This is a genomic window from Mesorhizobium sp. M1182 (assembly GCF_040318335.1).
Lineage (GTDB): Bacteria > Pseudomonadota > Alphaproteobacteria > Rhizobiales > Rhizobiaceae > Mesorhizobium.
Window position 1 is genome coordinate 1 of record NZ_JAMYMD010000030.1, and the last position, 22196, is coordinate 22196.

At 64.1% G+C, this 22196-nt stretch carries 20 protein-coding genes; 11 read left to right on the forward strand and 9 right to left on the reverse strand.

The genetic code is table 11. The annotated features are described in order from the left end of the window. The coding region (locus NKH33_RS25905) for a FadR/GntR family transcriptional regulator (protein WP_352922125.1) at positions 1-353 on the reverse strand (353 nt) is incomplete at its 3' end. A 144-nt stretch (positions 354-497) separates the two neighbouring features. Continuing rightward, on the reverse strand, positions 498-1487 hold the full coding sequence (locus NKH33_RS25910; RefSeq protein WP_023675805.1) for a sugar-binding protein: 990 nt from the start codon (positions 1485-1487) through the stop codon (positions 498-500). 426 nt (positions 1488-1913) lie between these two features. On the opposite strand from NKH33_RS25910, the gene NKH33_RS25915 reads away from it, so the two are divergent. The 11 genes from NKH33_RS25915 (at position 1914) to NKH33_RS25965 (ending at position 12284) form a co-directional block, all read left to right on the forward strand. Then, complete coding sequence (locus NKH33_RS25915; protein ID WP_023675804.1) at positions 1914-2654, forward strand: ATP-binding cassette domain-containing protein; 741 nt, start codon at positions 1914-1916, stop codon at positions 2652-2654. Positions 2655-2688: 34 nt separating this feature from the next. Then, positions 2689-3687 (forward strand): ABC transporter permease, encoded by a 999-nt coding sequence (locus NKH33_RS25920; protein WP_254820532.1) that lies wholly within the window; start codon positions 2689-2691, stop codon positions 3685-3687. A 315-nt stretch (positions 3688-4002) separates the two neighbouring features. Further along, complete coding sequence (locus NKH33_RS25925; RefSeq protein WP_352922127.1) at positions 4003-4830, forward strand: AraC family transcriptional regulator; 828 nt, start codon at positions 4003-4005, stop codon at positions 4828-4830. Positions 4831-4937: 107 nt separating this feature from the next. Further along, positions 4938-5381: an SRPBCC family protein gene (locus tag NKH33_RS25930; RefSeq protein ID WP_352836277.1), complete on the forward strand. Its 444-nt coding sequence runs from the start codon at positions 4938-4940 to the stop codon at positions 5379-5381. Between the two features lie 33 nt (positions 5382-5414). Further along, positions 5415-6209, forward strand: a complete 795-nt coding sequence (locus NKH33_RS25935) for an FAD binding domain-containing protein (RefSeq protein ID WP_352922129.1) — start codon at positions 5415-5417, stop codon at positions 6207-6209. Positions 6210-6258: 49 nt separating this feature from the next. Continuing rightward, complete coding sequence (locus NKH33_RS25940; protein WP_352922131.1) at positions 6259-6741, forward strand: (2Fe-2S)-binding protein; 483 nt, start codon at positions 6259-6261, stop codon at positions 6739-6741. Positions 6742-6755: 14 nt separating this feature from the next. Beyond that, a complete protein-coding gene (locus tag NKH33_RS25945) occupies positions 6756-8123 on the forward strand; it encodes a xanthine dehydrogenase family protein molybdopterin-binding subunit (RefSeq protein ID WP_352771372.1) in 1368 nt (455 codons plus the stop codon). Between the two features lies 1 nt (position 8124). Next, positions 8125-9129, forward strand: coding sequence for a xanthine dehydrogenase family protein molybdopterin-binding subunit (locus NKH33_RS25950; RefSeq protein ID WP_352922133.1), 1005 nt, complete (start codon positions 8125-8127; stop codon positions 9127-9129). A gap of 9 nt (positions 9130-9138) precedes the next feature. Next, entirely contained in the window at positions 9139-10035 is an 897-nt protein-coding gene (locus NKH33_RS25955) for an AAA family ATPase (RefSeq protein ID WP_352922135.1), read from the forward strand. A gap of 225 nt (positions 10036-10260) precedes the next feature. Continuing rightward, positions 10261-11397, forward strand: coding sequence for a vWA domain-containing protein (locus tag NKH33_RS25960; protein ID WP_352922137.1), 1137 nt, complete (start codon positions 10261-10263; stop codon positions 11395-11397). Beyond that, positions 11397-12284, forward strand: coding sequence for an amidohydrolase family protein (locus NKH33_RS25965; protein ID WP_352819778.1), 888 nt, complete (start codon positions 11397-11399; stop codon positions 12282-12284). The genes NKH33_RS25960 and NKH33_RS25965 overlap by 1 nt, the downstream gene beginning before the upstream one ends. Before the next feature lie 213 nt (positions 12285-12497). Here NKH33_RS25965 and NKH33_RS25970 read toward each other — a convergent pair whose 3' ends face one another. From NKH33_RS25970 to NKH33_RS26000, 7 genes are all read right to left on the reverse strand, one after another. After that, positions 12498-12905 (reverse strand): carboxymuconolactone decarboxylase family protein, encoded by a 408-nt coding sequence (locus NKH33_RS25970; protein WP_352922139.1) that lies wholly within the window; start codon positions 12903-12905, stop codon positions 12498-12500. A 406-nt stretch (positions 12906-13311) separates the two neighbouring features. Next, positions 13312-14808 carry a sugar ABC transporter ATP-binding protein gene (locus NKH33_RS25975; RefSeq protein WP_352922141.1) on the reverse strand — a complete coding sequence of 499 codons (1497 nt, stop codon included), beginning with the start codon at positions 14806-14808 and terminating at the stop codon, positions 13312-13314. Further along, positions 14808-15866, reverse strand: a complete 1059-nt coding sequence (locus NKH33_RS25980) for a hypothetical protein (protein WP_352922143.1) — start codon at positions 15864-15866, stop codon at positions 14808-14810. Before NKH33_RS25980 ends, NKH33_RS25975 begins: the two co-directional genes overlap by 1 nt. Beyond that, a complete protein-coding gene (locus NKH33_RS25985) occupies positions 15863-17986 on the reverse strand; it encodes an ABC transporter permease (protein WP_352922145.1) in 2124 nt (707 codons plus the stop codon). The genes NKH33_RS25980 and NKH33_RS25985 overlap by 4 nt, the downstream gene beginning before the upstream one ends. 217 nt (positions 17987-18203) lie before the next feature. Then, positions 18204-19229 (reverse strand): sugar ABC transporter substrate-binding protein, encoded by a 1026-nt coding sequence (locus NKH33_RS25990; RefSeq protein ID WP_352571250.1) that lies wholly within the window; start codon positions 19227-19229, stop codon positions 18204-18206. Between the two features lie 57 nt (positions 19230-19286). Then, on the reverse strand, positions 19287-20273 hold the full coding sequence (locus tag NKH33_RS25995; protein WP_352452739.1) for an ABC transporter permease: 987 nt from the start codon (positions 20271-20273) through the stop codon (positions 19287-19289). A gap of 280 nt (positions 20274-20553) precedes the next feature. After that, positions 20554-21996, reverse strand: a complete 1443-nt coding sequence (locus NKH33_RS26000) for a DHA2 family efflux MFS transporter permease subunit (RefSeq protein WP_352819967.1) — start codon at positions 21994-21996, stop codon at positions 20554-20556. Positions 21997-22196: the final 200 nt, after the last annotated feature.

The window sequence follows — 22196 nt, forward strand, 5'->3', positions numbered from 1 at the left end:
GTCGCGTACCAGGCCAGCACGTCGCGATCGAGCAGGTTCCAGCGCTCCTTCGGCTCGACCCAGCTGCCGATCTTCGGGCGTGACGCCAATAGGCTCTTCGCCATCAGCATTTTTATGGCTTCGCGCACCGCCGAGCGGCTGACGTCGAAGGTCTCTGACCATTTGGCTTCGTTGGGCAGGATGGTTCCCGGCGGATAGTCGCCGCGCACGATCCTCAGCCCGATTTCGTTGGCGAGCGAGGCGTGCACACTGGAGCCGGGAAAGTGTGCGGCATCGGCACGCCGAACGACGGCCGGCCGCCCAGGCTCTGCCTTGAATTTGGCGGGTCGCTTTTTTGATGTCGCGTCCGGCATTGGTATTCCCCGGCAACTGCTTGTCGAAAGCCTGAACTCAGGGCACGGCAAAGCAGCGGCCTACGCTCCAAAGCAGCGTCGCCTCGTGCGTTTGTATGGACGATGCGTAACGGGGCGCCCGACGGGCGCCCCGAAACTGCGAACCTACTTCTGGATGCAGGTGTCGACGGTGTCCTTGGTGCATTCGTCGAGACCGGTGAACACCGGATCGGCGACCGGCTTGCCGTCGACCAGGTCGATCATCACCGAGGGCGCCTTGTAGCCCATCTCGAACGGCCGCTGGCCAACCAGCGCGGTCACCAGTCCGTCACGGGCAATCGCCACCTCGTCGCCGATCGTGTCGGCGGCGCCGATGACGAAGGCGTTGCTGGCGATCTTGTCGGCCATCGGCTTGAACAGGTCGCGGTAGGGCTGCGGAGCGCCGAACAGCGGCCAGCCGCCCATGATGCCGAAGGCATCGAGATCGGGATTGGCGGCGAGGATGTCGGTCATCGCCTGCACGCCCTTGGCGCCGTCGTCATTGGTGAACACCGGGCAGCCGGCAACTTCCGTCCAGCCGCCTTCCCCTGCCAGCGCCGCGAGGCCGTCCTTGCCCGAAAGCGCGTCACGCATGCCCTGCGCGCGGCGCAGGATGTTGTCGGCCGCCGGATTGCCTTCGATGGTGCAGATCTTGCCGCCATTCGGCTTGGCCTTCTTGATGTATTCGCCGATCTTGTGACCCATCAGGTAATTGTCGGTGCCGAGATAGGTCTTGCGCAGCGCCGCATCTTCCTTGCTGAGGTCGGCGTCGAGGGTCATGATCGGGATCGACGGATTGGCGCTTTTGATCGTCTGCGCGATCAGCGGCGCGTTCGACGGCGAAATCGCCATTGCCACCGTATCGGGCTTGCTCAGCATGTCCTGGACGATCTGGGCTTCACCGGCCTCATCCGAGGTCGATGCCGGTCCGGTGTAGAAGCACTCATATTCCGAGCTGGCGTTTTCCTTGTTCCATTTCTCGCAACCCTGGTGGATGGCCTCGAAGAATGGATTGTCGAGACCCTTCACGACGATGACGAGCTGTTTCTTGGCCATGGCCGGCCCGGCACCCAGCGCCATGACGGCGGCGGCAGCGAGCAATAGTGATTTCCTCATGTCAGTCCTCCCTTTGAAACAAACGGACACGGCGTGCCCGCCACACACAGATCGACCCGGAGCAAGATGACAGAGGACGTCGCACTCGTGTCGCCAAGCCAGGTCGATAAGCATTTTCATATTCAGTCTCAGACCGGCACCGACAGATATCGCTGGTTACCAGATCCCTGACCGACAAACCCTCACCGATTCCTTCCGGCAACCCGGTGGCTCGGCGCAAGCTCCTCCGACACTTAGCTAATATCGCCTTGTCACCGACGTCAATGCTATTTGTCCTACAAAACTGATTTTTCGAAAGAAGCCGTGGTTGACGCCAAGGAGGCTTATGCGTAAATGGGCAAAATCGCTGCTTCCGGGAGGAACTGGGGAGAGCGAATGGCCGCGGCAGAACCGCAGGCCGCAAAGCACGGGGAGGCAAGAAGGCTGGTGGCGGTTCTCGAACTCACCAACATCTCGAAGCATTTTGGCGCCATCCAGGCGGTCAACGACGTTTCGTTGTCGATCGAGGCCGGACAGGTTGTCGGCCTGATGGGCGACAACGGCGCCGGCAAGTCGACGCTGGTCAAGATGATCGCCGGCAATTTCCCGCCGAGCCATGGCACGATGCAGATGGACGGCAAGGAGCTGATCCTGCACAAGCCGGTCGAGGCGCGCCAGCACGGCATCGAAATCGTCCATCAGGACCTGGCACTGTGCAACAATCTGACGGCCGCCGCCAACGTCTATCTCGGCCGTGAATTGCGCCGCGGCCTCGGGCCGCTTCGCATCCTCGACTATGCCGCGATGTACAAGCGCGCCGGCCAGATCTTCGCCGAGCTGAAATCCGAAACGCGCCCGCGCGACCTGGTCAAACAAATGTCGGGCGGCCAGCGGCAAGCGGTGGCGATCGCCCGCACCATGCTTTCGCAGGCCAAGATCGTGCTGATGGACGAGCCGACCGCGGCGATCTCGGTGCGCCAGGTCGCCGAGGTGCTGAACCTGATCCGCCATTTGCGCGACCAGGGCATCGCCGTCGTGCTGATCAGCCACCGCATGCCCGACGTCTTTGACGTCGCCGACCGCGTCATCGTCATGCGGCGCGGCCGCAAGGTCGCCGACAAGACGATCGCATCGAGTTCGCCGGAAGAAGTCACCGGGCTCATCACCGGCGCCATCGAACAGGTATGATTGACGCCTCAACCATGAGTAAAAAAGGTCGATAATGGCAGTCACCCTTGATCAGACGATCGCGCACAAGCAGCACACCTTGCTGAGCAAGGTGTTTGCCAGCCAGACCTTCTGGGTGGTGATCGCGGTCATCCTCGCCTGCCTGTTCCTGTCGGTGGCCACGGATTCCTTCGCCACGACCAAGAACCTCTACAACATCACCCGCAACGTCACCTTCGTCGCCATCGTGGCGCTCGGCATGACCTTCGTCATCATCACCGGCGGTATCGACCTGTCGGTCGGCTCGGTGCTTTGCCTGTGCTCGATGGTGCTGGCCGTCACCATGCATGCCGGCTACGGCATCGAGATCGGCATTGGCGCTGCGATCGCGACGGCGCTGATCATCGGCGCCTTCAACGGGGTTCTGATCGCCTATCTCGGCTTCCCGCCCTTCGTGGTGACGCTCGGCATGCTGTCGATTGCGCGCAGCCTAGCCATGGTCGCCTCCAACAACACCGTCGTCTTCCAGTTCGGGCCGGATCACGACAAGCTGCTGGCGCTGGGCGGCGGCGCCTGGGTGTTCGGCATCGCCAATCCGGTGCTTTACATGATCGTGCTGGCGTTGATCACCGGCTTTGTACTGCGCTGGACGAAATTCGGCCGGCACATCTTCGCCATTGGCGGCAACGAGCATGCGGCAACGCTGACCGGCGTTCCGGTGCGCCAGATCAAGGTCGTCGTCTACATGATCTCGGCACTGGCGGCTGGCCTTGCCGGCATCATCCAGACCGGCTGGCTGGGCGCGGTCACCACCAATCTCGGCAACGGCATGGAGCTTCAGGTGATCGCCGCCACCGTCATCGGCGGCGCCAACCTGGCCGGCGGCATGGGCACCGCCTTCGGCGCGGTCGTCGGCGCGGCGCTGATCGAGGTCATCCGCAACAGCCTCGGCCTGCTCGGCATCAATGCCTTCTGGCAAGGCGTGTTCATCGGCGGCGCCATCCTGCTCGCCGTGCTGTTCGACCGCATCCGCAATTTCAGGCGCAACGACTGACGTTCAAGCGCAGCCTCCCCCTTCTCCCCTTGTGGGAGAAGGTGTCGCCGAAGGCGACGGATGAGGGGTGCTCCAGTTTGGCATCGCCTCATTTCTTCCAACACCCCTCAACCGTCTCGGCGCTAGCGCGCCGATCCACCTTCTCCCACAGGGGGAGAAGGGGACGCGCTCCTATCGCCGGGTCTGATAATCCGCCGCTGCGGCGCATGGCCGGCGCCCGGACGTGCACATGCGTCTTGACGCAAGCCCGAACTGCGCCGCACAATCGCTCGCAGCAGGCGAAGGGAGGCCAGTCGCCTGCGGGAGGATATACCCATGACGGAAGCGATCAGGCTCTACTGGGGCCGGTTCGGACATGTTTCTGTCCTGAACGTCGCCAGCGACTTCGTCACCCATGCCCACGTCGAGGCGCATATCATCATCTGGCTGGAAGGCACCGCCGGCGAGATGACCATCGGCCGCGAGACGGTGCGGCTTGGACCGGGCACCGCCGCCGGCATCAATTCCTTCCAGCCGCACAGCCACGCTCTGTCCCGCGACGGCACGCCCGGCCTGTTCCTCGCCTTTTACATCGATCCGGACTGGGCTCGAAGGCGCCGCGAGCTGCCTTCCGCCGCGCCGCTGTTCTCCACTCCGGCAATCACGCTCGAGCCTTGGCTGCACAAGGCAGCGGCCAACCTTCTCGACCATCTCAGCGACAATGAGAGCATCGACGACATCGCCAATTACGAGATCGAGCGCTTCATCGACAGCGTGCTCGATGCCGCCGACGCGTCCGCACCGCAGACCGTGCGTGCCCGCGTCAGCACCATGCAGGATTTCCGCGTCCGCAAGGCGATCCAGCTGATGAAAGCCAATGTCTGCGAGCGCATCTGCTTCGACGACGTGGCGCGCAGCGTCGGCCTGTCGCGGCCGCATTTCTTCGCACTGTTCAAGGAACAGACCAATCTGACGCCCAACGTCTATTGGAACACGCTGCGCATGGAGGAAGCGGTGCGGCAGTTACAGTGGTCGCAGGAGCCGCTGATCTCGGTCGCCTGCAATCTGGGCTTCACCACGCAAGGCAATTTCTCGCGCTTCTTCCGCGACCATGTCGGCGTCCCGCCGACGCTTTACCGCGAAGCGGCGCGGGCGATCAGCTGAGCGCCTGTTTTTCAGACTATTTGATAGGCGTTCAAGACGCATTGATAAGCGCCGCCGAGCCTGCCGCCCTACCCTCCCAGGCAGCTGATTTGCGAGGGAACGTTCAAATGGCGAAAGTCACCATCTCCAGCGTCATCGACGCGCCGGTCGAAAAGGTCTGGGCGCGCATACGCGACTTCAACGGCCTGCCGACCTGGCACCCGCGCATGGTCGAAAGCCATATCGAGGACGGCAAGGATGCCGGCACGATCGGCTGCGTGCGCAATTTCCAGCTCGCCAGTGGCGCCCGCCTGCGCGAAAAGCTGCTCGATTTCTCCGACGAGAACTTCCTCGTCAGCTACGCCATCCTGGAGACGCCGCAGCCGCTCACCAACCACAAGGCGACGTTGCAGTTGCGGCGGGTGACCGACGGCGACCGCACCTATGCCGAATGGACCGCCAGCTTCGACGCCGCTCCCGAGGAAGCCGATAAATTGGCCGAAGGCATGGGCGCCAACGTCTTCCAGGGCGGGTTCAACGCCCTGAAGAACCACTTTGCCGGCCAGAGTTGAATGACGGACTAAGCCCGAAAAAGGGAGTGTTCCATGGCGCTTGCACTGCAGACTTTCGCGACGGTGAAGGACGCCGGCGCGGCGCTGAAAGCCGCCGGCACCCGCTATCTCGGTGGCGGCACGCTGGTCGTGCGCGCCGTCAATGAAGGCGACGTGTTGATCTCCGGTTTCGTCAGGTCGAGCGACCCGGCGTTGTCGGCCATCATCGTCTCCGGCGGCACGGTCCGTATCGGCGCCTCGGTGACCATGGCGGCGATCGCCCGCCATCCGGATCTCGCCCCGCTGGCCCACGCCGCGCGCGCTGTCGGCGGCCCGGCGATCCGCAACATGGCGAGCGTCGGCGGCAATCTCTTCGCGCCAGCGCCTTACGGCGATTTCACCGTTGCGCTGCTGGCTTTGGATGCAACTGTCAGCACCGGCGACGGCGAACTCCCGATCGAGACATTCCTGGCAAAGCGCGAGAGCAATGACGCCATCGTCACCGCGGTCGGCTTCACGCTTCCGAAGGAAGGCGGCTTTCGCTTCCTGAAAGTGTCGCGGGTCAAGCCAAAGGGCGTCTCGGTGCTGAGCATCGCCACCGTGCTGGAGCACGCACCGGACGGCACCGTGTCGTCAGCGCGGATCGCGCTCGGCTGCATGGCCGACCGGCCGATCCGTGCCAGGGCGGCGGAGAAGGCCCTGATTGGCCGCAAACTCAGCAGCGACGGCATCGCACCGGCACTGGCTGTTGCCCGCGACGGCACTTCGCCGCGAACCGATGCGATCGCCAGTGCCTGGTATCGCAACGAAGTCCTGCCGGTCCATCTCGGCCGGCTGCTGCTCGCCTGAAAGACCGTGGCGCGTATGTCCGCCTGGCTGCGGCGAAAGGAGTAAAAAGATGGCAAAGGTCCCGGTTCAGTTCACGCTCAATGGTGCCGAAAAGGCCGAATTCATCGACAGCGGCACGACGCTGCTTCATGCGCTGCGCGACAAGATCGGCGACACCTCGCCGAAGGGCGGCTGCCACCAAGGCACCTGCGGCGCCTGCTCGGTCATCATCGACGGCGAGCTCAGGCTGTCTTGCCTGACGCTGGCCGAGACCTGCAACGGTGCGGCCGTCACCACGACGTCGGGGCTTTCGAATGGCGGCGTTCTACATCCGCTGCAACGCGCTTTCCTCGACGCCTTCGCCACGCAATGCGGTTTCTGCACGCCGGGCATGATCATGGCCGCCAAGGTGCTGCTCGACCAAACCCCGAACCCCAGCCGCGAGGATGTGGTCGAGGCACTGTCCGGCAATATTTGCCGCTGCACCGGCTACGAACCGATCATCCAGGCGGTGCTGAGCGCCGCGCGCTCCAATTCGCAGAACGCGGCTTGAGGGGAGTCAAAAAGATGGAACTCCGCAAGAGCTACTTTGCCGACCAGCGCAAGGACGATCTGCACGAGATCGGCCAGCCGCGGCCGCGTTCGGATTCGCCCGGCCATGTCACCGGCAAGACCGCCTATTTCGCCGACCGCAATTTTCCCGGCATGCTGCACCTGAAGATGGTGCGCAGCCCGCATCATCACGCCCGCATCCGCAGCATCGATACGTCAGAGGCGGAAAAGCACCCCGGCGTCGTCAAGGTGCTGACCGCCAAGGATGTGCCGCACAATGTCTACACCATCCTGATCCTGATCCAGATCGGGCCGGAGGACGAGACGGTGCTGGCCGACGGCAAGGTGCGCTGGAAGGGCGAGGCGGTGGTCGCGGTGCTGGCCGAGACCGAGCGTGCCGCGCAGGAAGCCGCCGCCAAGGTCAAGGTCGATTACGAGGTGCTGCCGGCCGTCTTCGACATGGACGAAGCGCTGAAGCCCGGCGCGCCGATCGTCAATGAATATCACGGCCGGAATTATTACCTCTACGACAGCGGCGAATGCCGCAAGGTGCGCTTCGGCGATGTCGAAGCCGGCTTCGCCGAGGCCGACCACGTGCTCGAACAGACCTACCAGTCTTCACCGATCGAGCATGCGCCGACCGAGACGACCGGCTGCATCGTCGCACCCGAGGGTAACGACCGCTTCACCTGCTACACCAACACGCAGGCGATGTTCTTCACCCTCGATAACGCCTCGATCATCCTGCAGATGCCCGGCACCAAGCTGCATTTCGTCGGCGGCACTGTCGGCGGCGGCTTTGGCGGCAAGGTCGACGTCATCGTCGAGCCGATCGCCATCCTTGGCGCCAAAATAACAGGACGACCGGTCTGTTTTATCTACAGCCGCGAGGAAGAGATGCAGATTTCCTCGCCGCGCGCCGCCGAGAAAGTCGTCATCAAGGACGGCGTCATGAACGACGGCCGCATCGTCGCGCGCAAAGTGACCGGCTACACCGACGCCGGCGCCTATTCGCGCCATTCGCCCTACGGCGCGCAGAAGGGCGCCGGGCATTATCCCGGCCCGTATACGATCCAAAATGTCTGGATCGACACCTACTGCGTCTACACCAATCGCACCCCGTCCTCGGCGATGCGCGGCTTCGGCGTCACCATCGGCGATTTCGCGCTGGAGGTGCAGATGGACAAGCTCGCGCGGCTGATCGGCATGGACCCGCTCGAATTCCGCTTCATCAACGCCTATCGTGACGGCGACATCAAAGCACATCGGCAGCCGACCGAGGGTGCTGCGCTGATCGAGTGCATGCAGGAAGCCTCGCGCGCCGCCAACTGGCCGGTGGCAGAAAAATTCATGGCGATGTCGTCCTACGCGAAGGGGGTTTGAGATGGCGATCAGGCGCGGACGCGGCGTCGCCGCGATCAATTATCCGACCGGCATGAATCTCGGCGGCGACCCGACCCAGGCGCTGGTGCATTCGACGCCGACCGGCAATTTCATGGTGACGCTGTCGAGCGTCGATCTCGGCCAGGGCATGAAGCAGATCATGGCGCAGATCTGCGCCGAGACGATCGGCGTGCCGACCGACCGTGTCGTCGTCGACACCGCCGACACCGACACCGGCCCGCATTGCATGGGCACCTTCGCCTCGCGCGGCACGCACCGCGCCGGCAACGCTGTCATCCAGGCGGCCAGGGAAGCCCGCCAGGTGATGCTGGAAGTGGCGGCCGAGGAGCTGGAGGTCAATGCGTCCGACCTCGAGACCGATGGCGAGGGCAACATCCTGGTCAAGGGCGCGCCACAAAAATCGATCTCGATCTTCGATGTCGCGCTGTCGGCGCATTTCAAGCGCGGCCGTTCAATTTCCGGCCGAGGCATGTTTTTGATCCCGCGCTCCTATCCCGAAAAGGAAACCGGCGCGATGAAGCCGTCGACCTGCTACGCCCACGCCTGCACGGTTGCCGAGGTCGAGGTCGACGACGAGACCGGCGAAGTCACCGTGCTGACGGTGAAGAACGTGTTTGAGATCGGCCGCGCGCTGAACCCGAAAATGGTCGAGCAGCAGCTCGTCGGCGGTTCGTGGATGGGCATCAGCCATGCTCTCTACGAGACGACCGAACCCTATTATCCCAATCGCGATCATGGCGGCACCGATTTCAACCAGTATCTTATGCCGGGACTAGGCGATCTGGCGCAAACCGAGATCATCGTGCTGGAACGGCCCTCGGCGGACGGGCCGTATGGTGCCAAGGGGCCGGGCGAAATGTGCGCCAACCCGCAGATCCCGGCGGTCGCCAATGCCGTCTTCGACGCCGTCGGCGTGCGCATCGACACGCTGCCGATCACGCCGGAGCGCATTCTGCGGGCGCTGAAGGCGCAAGCCCCGAACTGAGTGCCGGAAATGCCCAAGAGAAGCGCCCGGACTTCAAGCGCAGAGACAGTCGCGACCTCGCCGGAGGCGGTGGCGTCCCGCCTCGCCGCCTCGCGCTACCTCGCCGATGAAAGCCTGGCCACCGCCATCTTCCTGGCAATCAGGCTGGGTAAGCCGCTGCTGCTCGAAGGCGCGCCCGGCGTCGGCAAGACGGAGGCGGCGAAGGCGATAGCCGAGCTGCTCGGGCGCGATCTGGTGCGGCTGCAATGCTATGAAGGCATCGACGCCGCACATGCGCTATACGAGTGGAACTACCAGCGCCAGCTGCTCGCCATCCGCCATGCCGGCGAGCACGAGGTCGACATCTATGACGACCGTTTCCTTATCGCGCGGCCGCTGCTGCAGGTGCTGAAGGCACCGGAAAAACGCGTGCTGCTGGTCGACGAAATCGACCGGTCCGACCATGAATTCGAAGCGCTGCTGCTGGAGTTCCTGTCCGATTTCCAGATCAGCATTCCCGAGCGCGGCACCATTCGCGCCACGGCGCAGCCGATCGTCATCCTGACCTCGAACCGCACCCGTGAACTGGCCGAAGCGCTGCGGCGGCGCTGCGTCTATCACTGGATCACCTATCCCGACGCCGGGCGCGAGGCCGAGATCATCATGCTGCGCGCCGGCGATGTCGCCGAGGCCACGGCGCGCGCCGTGGCCTCCGCCGTGCGCGACATCCGCGCGCGTCCGCTGGCTAAGCCGCCAGGCATCGCCGAGGCGGTCGAATGGGCCAATGCCGCGACCATCCTCGAAAAGGGCGGCAGCCCCTGGCCGGAAGCCTTCCGCCGCGCCATCGGCGTGCTGATCAAGGACGAGGAGGACCTTTCCTGCATCGCGCCCGAGCTCGGCAAGATTGTCGAGGAGGCGCTGGCGTGATGCACGATCGAAGCGCGCTAGCGCGATACCCCAGGGCTAGTGCGCGACGCTGGCGGGACAGCGCCCCCCTCTGTCCTGCCGGACATCTCCCCCTCAAGGGGGAGATTGGCAGCTTGGGCGCTCCGCTCAATTCTGCAACGTTGAAGATTGGCGAAAGCCGGCGAGATGTCTGATCTCCCCCCTTGAGGGGGAGATGTCCGGCAGGACAGAGGGGGGCGCGAAGGAATGATGCGTGCGGAAAGCTTGCCCCGTGCAACCACCCCGTTCCTCGGCTTCGCCCGGTTGCTTCGCAGCCACGCCTTCGCCGTCGCACCCGAACAAATCACCGGCTTCATGCAAGCGGTGACATTGCTCGGACCCCGCTCGATGAACGACATCCGCGAGGCGGCCCTCGCCACGCTGGCGCCGCCGCCCGACCGCCGCGACGAATTCGAGGCGCATTTCCGGAGCCATTTCTATGGGGATGCCGCGGCGCTGATCGAGGGCGAGGCCGACGAGGAAACCCGCATCAAGGACGATGGTGCAACGGGCGAAGAAGAAATCGAAGTGGTCCGCCAGGAGCAAGGCGGCGAATTGTCTTCGGCCAGCGAACAGTTGAGCGTCCGCGAGTTCCAGCGCGACAGCGACGGGCTTGCCGCCTTCCGCCGCAAGCTCGCCACCGCTTTGCCCGCGCGCCGCTCCTTCCGCACCGTACGCACGCATGCGCGCGGCAAGCTCGATCTGCGCCGTTCGCTTAGGGAGATCGTCAGCGCCGACGGCGATATCCCCTCGCCGCTGCTGCGCCGGCGGCAGGCGGTGCCGCGCAAGCTTCTCATCATCATCGATGTGTCCGGCTCGATGAAACTCTACACATCAGACTATCTCAAGCTGGCGCATGCGGCCGTGCAAGGCGCCGACCAGGCGGAGGTCTTCACTTTCGGCACACGGCTGACCCGCATCACCTCGCCGCTGCGCATTCGCGACCGCGACCAGGCGCTGGCCCGCGCCGCTGCCCAGGTCGACGACTGGGACGGCGGCACCCGTATGGGACCGACGCTGCTCGCGTTTCTATCGGTGCCGCGCTTCTCCGCCTTTGCACGCGGGGCGGCGATCGTCATCCTGTCGGATGCGCTGGAGCGCGGCGATCATGCCGAGCTGGAGACGGCGATGCGCCGGCTGAGCGCCCGCGCCTTTCGGCTTTCGCTGGCGACGCCGTTGGCCGGCGATCCGCGCTTCCGGCCGGCCACGGCAGCACTTCGCGCCATCCTGCCGGTGCTCGACGACCTGGTCGACGGCTCGTCCATCGCGGGCGTCACCGAGTTCATCCTGTCGCTCGCCCGCCCCGCCCCGGCGGCCGCGGCAATCTGGAAGAGGGTTTCGTGATGCAGAAGGCGATCGACGCGCATTTCCACATCTGGCGCCAAAAGGACCAGCCATGGCTGGTCGGGCCGATGGTGCCGCGCATCTTTGGCCCTTACGAGCCGATCCGCCGCGACTATCCGATCGAGGAATTCCTCGCCGACGAGCAAGGCTCGGGCGTCGAGAAGGCGGTCTATGTCCAGACCAACTGGGCCAAGGAGGATTTCGAGAACGAGGTCGCGTTCCTGCAGAAGACCGCGGAAGAAACCGGTTGGCCGCACGCCATCGTCGGCTATGCCGACATGACCGTGGACGACGTGCGTTCCCAGATCGACCGGCTGATCAAGTATCCGCTGCTGCGCGGCGTGCGCATGCAGCTGCACTGGCACCAAACGCCGGCCTTCCGCTTCGCCGCCTCGGCCGATCAGGTCATCGACCCGAAGGTGCGGGCCAATGTCGCGCGGCTCAAGCATTACGGCCTGTCCTTCGACCTGCAGCTTTTCCCCGCCCAGATGAAGGATGGGCTGACGCTCGTCGGCGAGAACCCCGAGACCAATTTCATCCTCACCCACGCCGGCATGCTGACCGACATGGAGCCCGAAACCACCGAGGCCTGGAAGGCAGGCCTGCGCACGCTGTCAGCGGCGCCCAACCTCTATGCAAAGCTGTCCGGCCTCGGCACCTTCGTCCACCACAACGACCCGGCGCTGATCGGCTATATCGTCGACAACACCATCGACATCCTCGGCAGCGACCACCTGATGTTCGGCTCGAACTTCCCGATCGAGAAGCTGTGGACCAGCCACGCCGAGCTGATCAGGGCGCACCGGGAGGCGGTGGCGAAACACGGCGCGGCGGCCGAGGCCGATATTTTCTGGAACACGGCGGAGAAGGTTTATCGGCCGGTGTAGCGCGCGTCCCTTCTCCCCTTGTGGGAGAATGTGGATCGGCGCGTAGCGCCGAGACGGATGAGGGGTGCTGGAAGAAACTAGGCGGAGAAAATCCCAGCGATTTGAAGCACTTACGTCTCCACGGCCGCGATCCGTCCAGCACCCCTCATCCGACCGAGCTTCGCTCGGCCACCTTCTCCCACAAGGGGAGAAGGGAAGGCGCCGCGCCTCACCTCACCGCACCTCGAACTGCGGATCGACCGGGATCTGCAGCGCGGTGACCATCTGGTTGGTCTGCCCGGCCAGCCCGATGATCGACACCAGTTCGCCATGCTGCGCGTCGGTCATGCCTTTGGCGCGCGCTGCGGCGGTGTGCGAGTGGACGCAATAGGAGCAGCCATTGGCGGTCGAGACGGCGATGTAGATCATCTCCTTGGTCAGCGGATCGATGGCGCTCTCAGTGACCATCACCGCCTTGAGCTGCTCCCACACCCGCTTCAGCGAGACCGGATCATTGGCCAGCCCACGCCAGAAATTGTTGACGAAATCGGATTTGCGCGTCGCGCGGATGTCGTCGAACACCGCCTTGACCGCCGGGATTTTTTCCACCTCGGCATCGCTCAGAAGTTTCGTCGTGGTCATGGCTTGGTCCTTTCGCTTTGAATCGTTATGCGAGGTCGTTGAATCAGGTCGGGAGAAAAGGCGGCTAACCGCCTTGGATGAATCAGCAATTGACGCGCTGAGGCAAGACCGTAAGGCTGGCCGGGGCCCCTCACCTTCGTCATCCCTGGGCGAAGCAGGAGCGAAGCTCCGTCGCGGAGACCCTGGGTTCCATGCCGTGACCTTAGCCGAGGGGTGCAGCGGAGCAGGATGCTGCACCGCTGCAGCGCTCTGATGTAGCGGCATGGATCCTGGGATCTGCGCCGCGTCGCTTCGCTCCTTGCTTCGCCCCAGGATGACGAAACGACGGGCGCCTCGGCCGATCTCCAAAGTGTACGATCCGCCCGCGCAAAACCGTCCAAATGTCAACCTTCCGCGCCCAGGGAACCTAGTGAACCGCCGCGTACATGATCTTCTCCTCCGTCGCTTCCACCGGCGAGAACTCCTCGACGATGCGGCCTTGCCGGCAGACCAGGATGCGGTCGGACAGGTTCATGATCTCCGGCAGGTAGGACGAGATGACGACGACGGCGAGGCCCTCGTCGGCCAGGCGGTTGATGATCTGGTGGATTTCGGCGATGGCGCCGACATCGACGCCGCGCGTCGGCTCGTCGAAGATGACGATGCGCGGCTTCTGCACCAGCCCCTTGCCGATCACCACCTTCTGCTGGTTGCCTCCGGAAAGCTCGATCACGCGCGCATTGTCGTTGATCGCCTTGACGTTCAGCGTCCTGGTCCATTCGGCCGACAGCGCCCGCATCTCCTGCGCATTGATTGCCCAGCCCTTTTCCCGCCCCGCCGCCAAAAAGCCGCCGAACAGGTTCTCGGCGACGTCCATCGTCTCGAAAATCCCCTCGCTCTTGCGATCTTCGGTGACATAGACGATGCCGTCCGCCACCGCCTCGCTCGGCACGAGATAGCGCACCGGCCGGTCGTCCAGCTCGATGGTGCCGCCGCGCAGGAAATCGCGCTTGTAGATGCCGGAGACGATCTTGAATGTCTCGGTGCGGCCCGAGCCGATCAGCCCGAACACGCCGGTGATCTGGCCCTCGAAGATCGAGAAGGAATTGTTGCGCACGACATTGCTCATCGAGATGTCCTGCACCGACAGCACCTTCTTGCCGGCCTTGCGCAGCCTGGTCTCGTCGCGCTGGCTGTAGAGCTGCCCCGACAGCGTGCGCCCGACCATCGCCGCGACGATCCTGTCGCGATCGAAGGCGGCGGTATCGTCGGTGATCACCAGCTCGCCGTCGCGCAGGATGGTGATGCGGTCGGCGATATCAAGCGCCTCCTCGAGCGCATGGCTGATGAAGACGATCGACACGCCCCTTGCCTTAAGCCGGCGGATCAGCGCGAAGAAGTGCCGCTTTTCCTCTGGCGTCAGCGTCGCCGTCGGCTCGTCGAAGATGATGATCTCGGCATTGTGGTGGACGGCGCGCGCGATCTCGACCATCTGCCGCTTGGCGGCGCCCAGCGTCGCCACCATGGCATTGGGGTCGACGGGAAAATTCAGCGACTGCAGGAACTGCTGCGCCGAGATATAGGTGCCGCGCAGCCGGTTGAGAAAGCGCTCCGTGCCGAGGTAGAGGTTCTGCGCCACCGTCATCGACGGCACCAGGCTGGTTTCCTGGAACACCATGGCGATGCCGGCTTCAAGTGCCGCATGCGGCGAGGCGTAGGCGATCTCCTGACCCTTGTGGAACATCGTTCCCGATGTCGCGTCGACAACGCCGGCGATGATCTTGGTCAGCGTCGATTTTCCAGCACCATTCTCGCCGAGCAGCGCGTGGATCTCGCCCTTGCGCAGCTCGAAGCTGACATTCTTCACTGCGGGAACACCGCGATAGGTCTTGGTCACGTTCTCCAGGCGGACGATCGGTTCCATCAGCGATGCTCTCCTGAAGTCAGATCGATGGCCAGCAGGCAATCGCCGCCTTTCGAGGCAATGAACAGGCGACCGTCTGTCTCCGCCACGCTGCAGATGCCGTGGCGCGTGCCGTTGGCGCGGCTGTGCAGGCTGAATTGCGGCCGCATCTCCCGATCGAGCCTGACCACCAGCCCGTAAGAGCGGCTCGGCGACCACGGCTTGTGGATGCCCATAGTGCGGATGCCGCCGCATTGCAGCGGCTCGAGGAAGCTGCGGTTGGAGGCGAGCGCCGGCGCGATCCAGTGTTGCGGCGACACTTGCGCCAGCATGTCGTTCCGATAGTGCGTTTCCTGCAGCACGAATTCGATCAGACGGTTGCGGGGCGCAAACAGCGCCAGCCAGGCACCGCCATCGGCGGCGGGCGACAGCCGCGCGGGATAGCCGGGCAGATGCGCCAGCACCGTCGAGCGGCTGCCTGTCGCGCCGTCGAAGCGGACGACTTGGTGCCGCCAGCTCTCGCCGACCAACACGTCCTTGCCGGTTGGATGCAGCCCATAGGGAAAGGCGATGTCACCGGCGAGCTTGCGGAATTCGCTGCCTGCCGGATCGCGCTTCCACAGCGAACCCGACGCACCCTTCTTCATCAGATCGGCGGCCCATTCCGACGGCACGTGTTCGGCCGAGCCATTGGCCAGCCAAAGCGTGCCGTCTTCCGCGTAGGCGAGTGCTGTTATGCAGCGGATCTCGGCCGGCAGGGCGGCCTCGTTGCCTGCAATCAGCAGCCTGCCGCTTTCGAGCCCGACCGTCAGTTCGCCGGCGGGCGAGCGCGCGAGCGCGGTGACCGCGGCCGGAAATGTCTCGACCAGAACAGGCGCGCCACCGGCGGCGAGCGCGTAGAGGGCATTGCCGCTGGACGCCAGCAGCCGGCCGTCGGCGACCAGCAGATTGTCGGGCTCGGGCAGTTCGGCGAAGGCCGCAACATCGTCCAGCAGCGTGTTCGGCCTGAAGGCACCGTCGAGCGGCGGGATGGTCACTGCCTTGCCGCGGAAGATGTCGAGGATCGGGTCCAGCATCATGGCTTGGCACCCCAGTAGGAAGCGGGGCTGGTCCAGTTCGGGTCGGCGTCGGCAATCCGGTAGCGGCCGATGCGGTTGTTGAGGATGCCGCCGACGAACAGAAAACCCTTGTGCTCGCGCATCGAAGTCACCATCGGATGCGCGGCGCCCGACAGGTCGCCCATCGCCTCGACGATGCCGCCCTTCTCGTTGAATTTCACCACGCCACCGGTGTTGATGTTGGGGAACAGCCATTCGTCCTGCGGCAGCCGGCGCGTCATGCGCTTGCGCATGTCGGGATGGCGCAGCGACAGGTCGAAGCTCGGCGTGCGCATGCCGAGCCAGGCCATCCAGTAATTGCCGTCGGAGGCACGGTTGATGTTGTCGGGGTAGCCCGGCATGTCGCGGATGACGCATTCGGCAACGCCCGCCTTCGGCCCTTCCAGCCAGTAGCGGTGCACGCGGCAGGCCCAGCTTTCGGCGAAGAACAGCGACTTGCCGTCATGCGCCATGCAGACGCCGTTGGTGTAACGGTAGCCGTCGAGCAATGTCTTGGTCGAACCGTCCTTCGGGTCATAGACGAGCAGCCGCCCGGTGGCGCGGTTCTCGATCGAATCCAGCGCCCAGTCGTGCGCGTCATAGCGCTTGGTGGAATCGGTGAAGTAGATGCGGCCGTCCGGCGCGATGTCGCAATCATTGGGGTCGCGCAGCCGCGCATCGTCCACGATCGAGGTCCAGGAGCGCGACGTTTCCGCCGAAAGCCGCTTCACCTCCCGCTGCGGTGAGACCGAATAGAGGCCCATCGCGCCGACGCAGCTGATCAGATTGCCTGTCTTGTCGAAGGCCAGGCCGAGCGGAAAGCCGCCAATATGCGCAAAGACCTCCGAACGTTTGTAGTCCGGCGCGAAGAAGCGGACGATCTCGCCATGCCTGGTGCCGCAATAGAGATTGTCGTCGCGGTCGAGGATGACGTCTTCCGGCCCTTCCAGCTCGCCGAGCCCGATATGGTCAGCCCCAGACAGCCGATTGTCGAGCTCGTAGGGGGTGCCCGAGCCCGGTGCAGCCGACTGCGTTGCGCCCATTTTCAAATAGACCGGTGCGACATAGACCTCGTCCAGAACCTTGTGGCGGTTCTTCAGCCAGCGAATGTCGATGGTGACGGCGACGGCCAGCATGATGCCCAGCACCATCTGGTTAGTGCCGGTGCCATAGCCCAGCCGGATCAGCCCGTTGGTCATCGTCAGCACGATGATTGCGCCCATCAGCCCCTTGATCACCGAACCGCGGCCGCCGCCCAGGCTGACGCCGCCGACGACCGCCGCTGTCAGTGCCATGACCTCGAGGTTGAGGCCTGTGCCCGGCCCTGCCCCGCTCAGCCGGCAGGCGATGAGGAAGCCGCCGAGCGAGGCGCAGAAGCCGGAGAACACATAGGTCATGAACACGGTGCGGCGTACGCGGATGCCGGCATTGTGAGCCGATCGCCGCGACCCGCCCACCGCCTGCACATGCCAGCCGGGCCGCGAGCGCGTCAGCGCGACATGCGTAATAATCGCCAGGATAATCGCCGCCCACACTGCGACCGACAGGCCCCAGAAGGTATCGTCGCCGATGAAGTCCAGCACATCCGATGTGGCATCGGAAAGCTGGACGTCGGCGGCATAGGTGGTGACCAGTATGTCGAACAGCGCCCGCCCGAAGATGAAGGTGACCAGTGTCGTCAGGAAAGCGCGCAGCCTGAAATAGCCGATCAGGTAACCGTTGATCGCGCCGAACAGCAGGCCGGTGGCGATCGAGGCGACCAGCGCCAGCCACACCGATTGTTCGAGGATGAAGAAGACGAAGACGGCGGAAAAGCAGGACAGCGCGAAGATCGAGCCGACCGAAAGGTCGATGCCGCCGCCAAGCATGACCACCGTCATGCCGGTGACGACCAGCGAGAACTCGCCGAGCTGGCGGGTCGATTCCTGTAGCGACATCGGCTTGAAGAAGCCGGGAATGATCGAACCGAACACGCCGAGCGTCGCCACCAGCGCCAGGAACGGAATGGCGTTGTCGGTCCAGCGTTTGCTCAATATCTCGCCGACGAGATGGTCGGGCACGAGATTGTAGCGCCAGGACTGGAGGCGTTCGCGAAAGGACATCGGTTGCTGCTATTCGAGAGAAAAGGGAAAAAGGGGCCGGGCTATCCGCAGAACAATCGCCTCAGGTTTGCGCTGCCCCTCACCCTTACCCTCTCCCCGTATAGAGACGGGGAGAGGGGGTCGCCAGCGTTGGAGCGTATCCCTTCTCTCCGTCACTATACGGGGAGAAGGTGCCGGCAGGCGGATGAGGGGCAGCGCGAAGCTCAGGAAAGCCGGCCTACTTGGCCGCAGCTTGGGCTTGCAGTGCTTTCAAGTCCCAGCAGCTGTCCGGCTTGAGGTCGGCCTTGGTCGTCGCCTTCTCCAGCGTGTAGATGTAGGTGTGCGAGGTGCCGGCCGGCTGGCCGCTCTGCAACAGGAATTTTATGACGGCGTTCATGTCGCCCGACTGGCGGGCAAGATCGGTCATCACCACCGCGCCATAAGTGCCGTCCTGCAGCTTGTCGCAGTCGGCGGTCTTTTCGCCACCGCCGGTGGTGACCAGAAAGACTTTGCCCTCGAGCTTGGCATCGCGGATCGCAGCCGATGCGCCGGTCGCGTCGCCGTCCCAGAAATCGATGATGGCGCAGATGTCGGGGTTCTGCTGCAGCATCGTCGTCGTCACGTTGCGCGAGGTCGTCGCATCCCAGTTGGAGTCCGGCTTGGCCACGACCTTGAAGTCGGGGTTCTTGTCCAGCACCTTCATGATGCCGGCATACTGGTAGAGGCTCGATGAGTTGGCCTGGTCGCCCTGCACCAGCCCGATCTTCTTGGAGGAGTTCGGCCCACAACCCTTGATCGCCGCTTCGGCTTCCAGCTGGCCGAGGCGATCCCAGTCGCTGCCGACAAAGGCATCGGCCGGGAAGTTCGCCGGATTGTCGACCAAAAGCACATAGGTGCCGGCCGCCTGCGCCTTCTTCATCAGCTTGGCATAGGAATTGAGGTCCGGCGAATGGATGATCAGCACGTCCGGCCTGGCGTCCGACGAGATTGCGTCGGTTATCGCCTGCGCGCCGGCATCGACCACCCAGTTCGGGTCACGCGTCTCGAACACGCCACCCCAGGCCTCGACCTCCGTCTTCAGGTAATGCGCCCAGCCCTGTGCCAGGTCGAAGCCCATCGCCATCGGCACCAGCATCACACGCTTGCCCTTGAGCGCTTGCGAATAGGCGGCCGGACCCGGATCTTCTGCAGCGAAGCCCGGCGCCACGAAGGCGGAGACGGCAAGCGCTGCCGCGGCAGCCATAAATGTCCTGATGATTTTCATGTCACATCCTCTGGTTTGGTATGTCGTTCGCGGCCGGCCCCAACCGTTCGCGTCAGTTTAAATGTCGCCTTGCTGCGCGGTCTGCTCGTCGCGCGGATTGATGAACCCGTCGACGATGATCGCCGCCAGCAGGATCGCGGCCTTGATCAGGTTCTGATAGAGCAGCGGAATGTCGATGATGGTCATGGCGTTGAGCAGGATGCCGATCAGCGCGGCACCCACCAGCACGTTGCGCACCCCGCCCCGCCCGCCAGACAGACCGATGCCGCCGATCACCGCAACCAGCACGATGTCGTAGAGCAGCGTGGAATTGACGATGCGGGTGTTGATCGAATGCAGGCTGGCCGCAGTGAGCAGGCCGGCAACCAGCGAGACCAGGGCCGACAGCACGTAGCGCAGCACCAGCATCGGGCGCACTGGAATGCCGATATTGCGCGCCGCGACCGGGTTGTCGCCGGCGAAATAGACGTAGCGGCCCCATTTGGTGTAGCGCAGGAACAGGAAGAAGGCGAAAGCCAGCCCGGCGAAGACAAACACCTCGACCGGGATGTCGAGGAAACGCAGCCCGCCCAGAAGCTCGACCCAATGGCCGGGCGGCACCGGCACGGCGTCCTGCGTGATCAATTGTGAACGCACATAGCCGAAGACGAAGGACGCGGTCGCCAGCGTCACGAAGATCGCCGGGACCTCGGCGTAGGCGACCAGGATTCCGTTCAACAGCCCGATGGCGAGAACGCCGGCGAGCACATAGGCGAAGGCCAGCCCGTCGGGCATCCCCGAATTCAGCAGTTGCAGATACCACGCGACCGACATCGCCATGATCGCCACCGCCGAGAGATCGATGCCCCTGCCGATGATAACGACCGCCATGCCGAGCGCCAATATGCCCAGCACCGAGACCGAGCGCACGATGGCAACGAGATTGTTCGAATTGATAAACCCGGGCAGTCCGATGGCGGCGGCAATGAACAGCACAACCGCGATGGCAAAGACAATGCCCTCTTGGTTCAGGCTTCTCCAGTTTAGCCAGCCGGTCGCGTTCATTGCCCGCTTTCACCCGCGATGGCTACGCCCTGCTCCCTCTGCGGCCATCGGAACGAAAGCTAATCGGCTCAAGACCAATTCGTCAAATGAATCCGCGCATTGCAGGCCGGCTTGCGAGGAAATTCCGCGCTTGGATGCACCGATTGGCGAGGCTGGCGCAATGCCGGGAACTCAAGCTGTTTTGCAATTGATCGCGCCGATCGAAGCGCCGGCAAAGGTTTGCTCCGGAACGAGCGAAGCAGGCATAATTTATGTCCGCGATTGCCGCTGGATTCCTGCGTCAAATCCGCAAAACATGGCCCGAGACCTCGGCGCCGGCAGCCTTCGGCAATGCCAGGAAGCGACACGAGGCGACGAGCCCGATTGCGCCGATCGCCACGAAGGCAAGTCGGAAGTCGACGAGATCGAGCGCCGCAGCGCCCCTGGCGATCTGCGACAGGTTGAGCAGTGCCGCGGCGACCGCTACGCCGAACAGCATCGCCATCTGCTGCAGCATGCTGGACAACGTCGCCGCCGAGCTGCGCTGCGGTGAGGCCACATCGGCGAAGGCCAGTGTGTTGAGCGCGGTGAACTGCATCGAGCGCGAAAGGCCGGCGATCAGCATCAGCACCACCACCAACGCTTGCGGCGTCTGCGGCGAAAGCGCCGCGCAGGCCATGATCGATAAAGAGGCGATCACCCCGTTGACGATCAGCACCGAACGGAAGCCGAAGCGCCTCAGCATCGGCGTCGTCACCGCCTTCATGCCGAGATTGCCGAGGAAATAGGCCAGGATCATCATGCCCGCATCGACCGGGCTCAGGCCGAAGCCGACCTGGAACAAAAGCGGCAGCAGGAATGGAGTGGCGTTGATGGCGATGCGGAAGATCGTGCCGGCCGAAAGCGTCGAGATGGCAAAGGTCTGCACCTTGAAAGCTGTGAGGTCGAGCAGCGGATGGTTGGCGCGTTGCAGATGCCGCACCGCCAGCCAGCCGACCAAAATGCCCGTGCCGAGCAGTGCCACGGTCGGCAACACACCCTCTTCCGGATGCGCGATGCGCTCGAGGCCATAGAGCATCGCGGCGAGCCCCACCGAGGTCAGCAGGAAGCCCGGCCAGTCGAGCGGCTTGGCTCCGGCTTCGCGGTCGCCGGGAATGAAGCGGGCGACCAGTGCCAAACCGGCAACGCCAAGCGGGATGTTGATGAAGAAATTCCAGTGCCAGGAGAGATAAGTGGTGATGAAGCCGCCAAGCACCGGCCCGACCACCGGCGCAAACAGCGCCGGCCAGGTGATCAGCGCCGTGGCGTTGAGAAGCTCGGATTTCGGCGCGTTGCGCAATACCAGGATGCGGCCGACCGGCGTCATCAGCGCGCTGCCCAGGCCCTGAACCGCGCGTGCGGCGACGAACTCGGCCAAGTTCTGTGAGATGCCGCAAACGAGCGAGGCCAGCGTGAACAGGGCGATCGCCACGAGGAAGATGTTGCGCGCGCCAAAACGGTCGGCAAGCCAGCCGGACAGCGGCACGAACACCGCCATGGTCAGCATATAAACGGTGATGCCGATGCTCATCGCCACCGCCGGCACGCCGAAGGATTCTCCCATCTGCGGCAGCGAGGTCGAGATGATGGTCGAATCCAGAAGCTGCATGAAAAAGGCGACGGCGACGATCAGCGCCACCCGCCGAGCTTGCCGCGCCGCCGGCGCGGTTTCGGGCAAGGCTTTGTTTTCGGGAATGGCGGTCATGCACAGAACTGTCCGAAGGGGAATTTTCACCCGCTCCATCGGCAACCGCACAATTATCCGGCAAACCGATGACCCACCGGTTTCAACAGTATCTGGCCGGTGCCGTCCAGACCTGGTCCAACAAACTTTCGTGTGGCATCGCAGCCGGCCATGCGATGACCCGGCGCTGGCGCCGAACCGGCCTTTTACGATCCGCGATG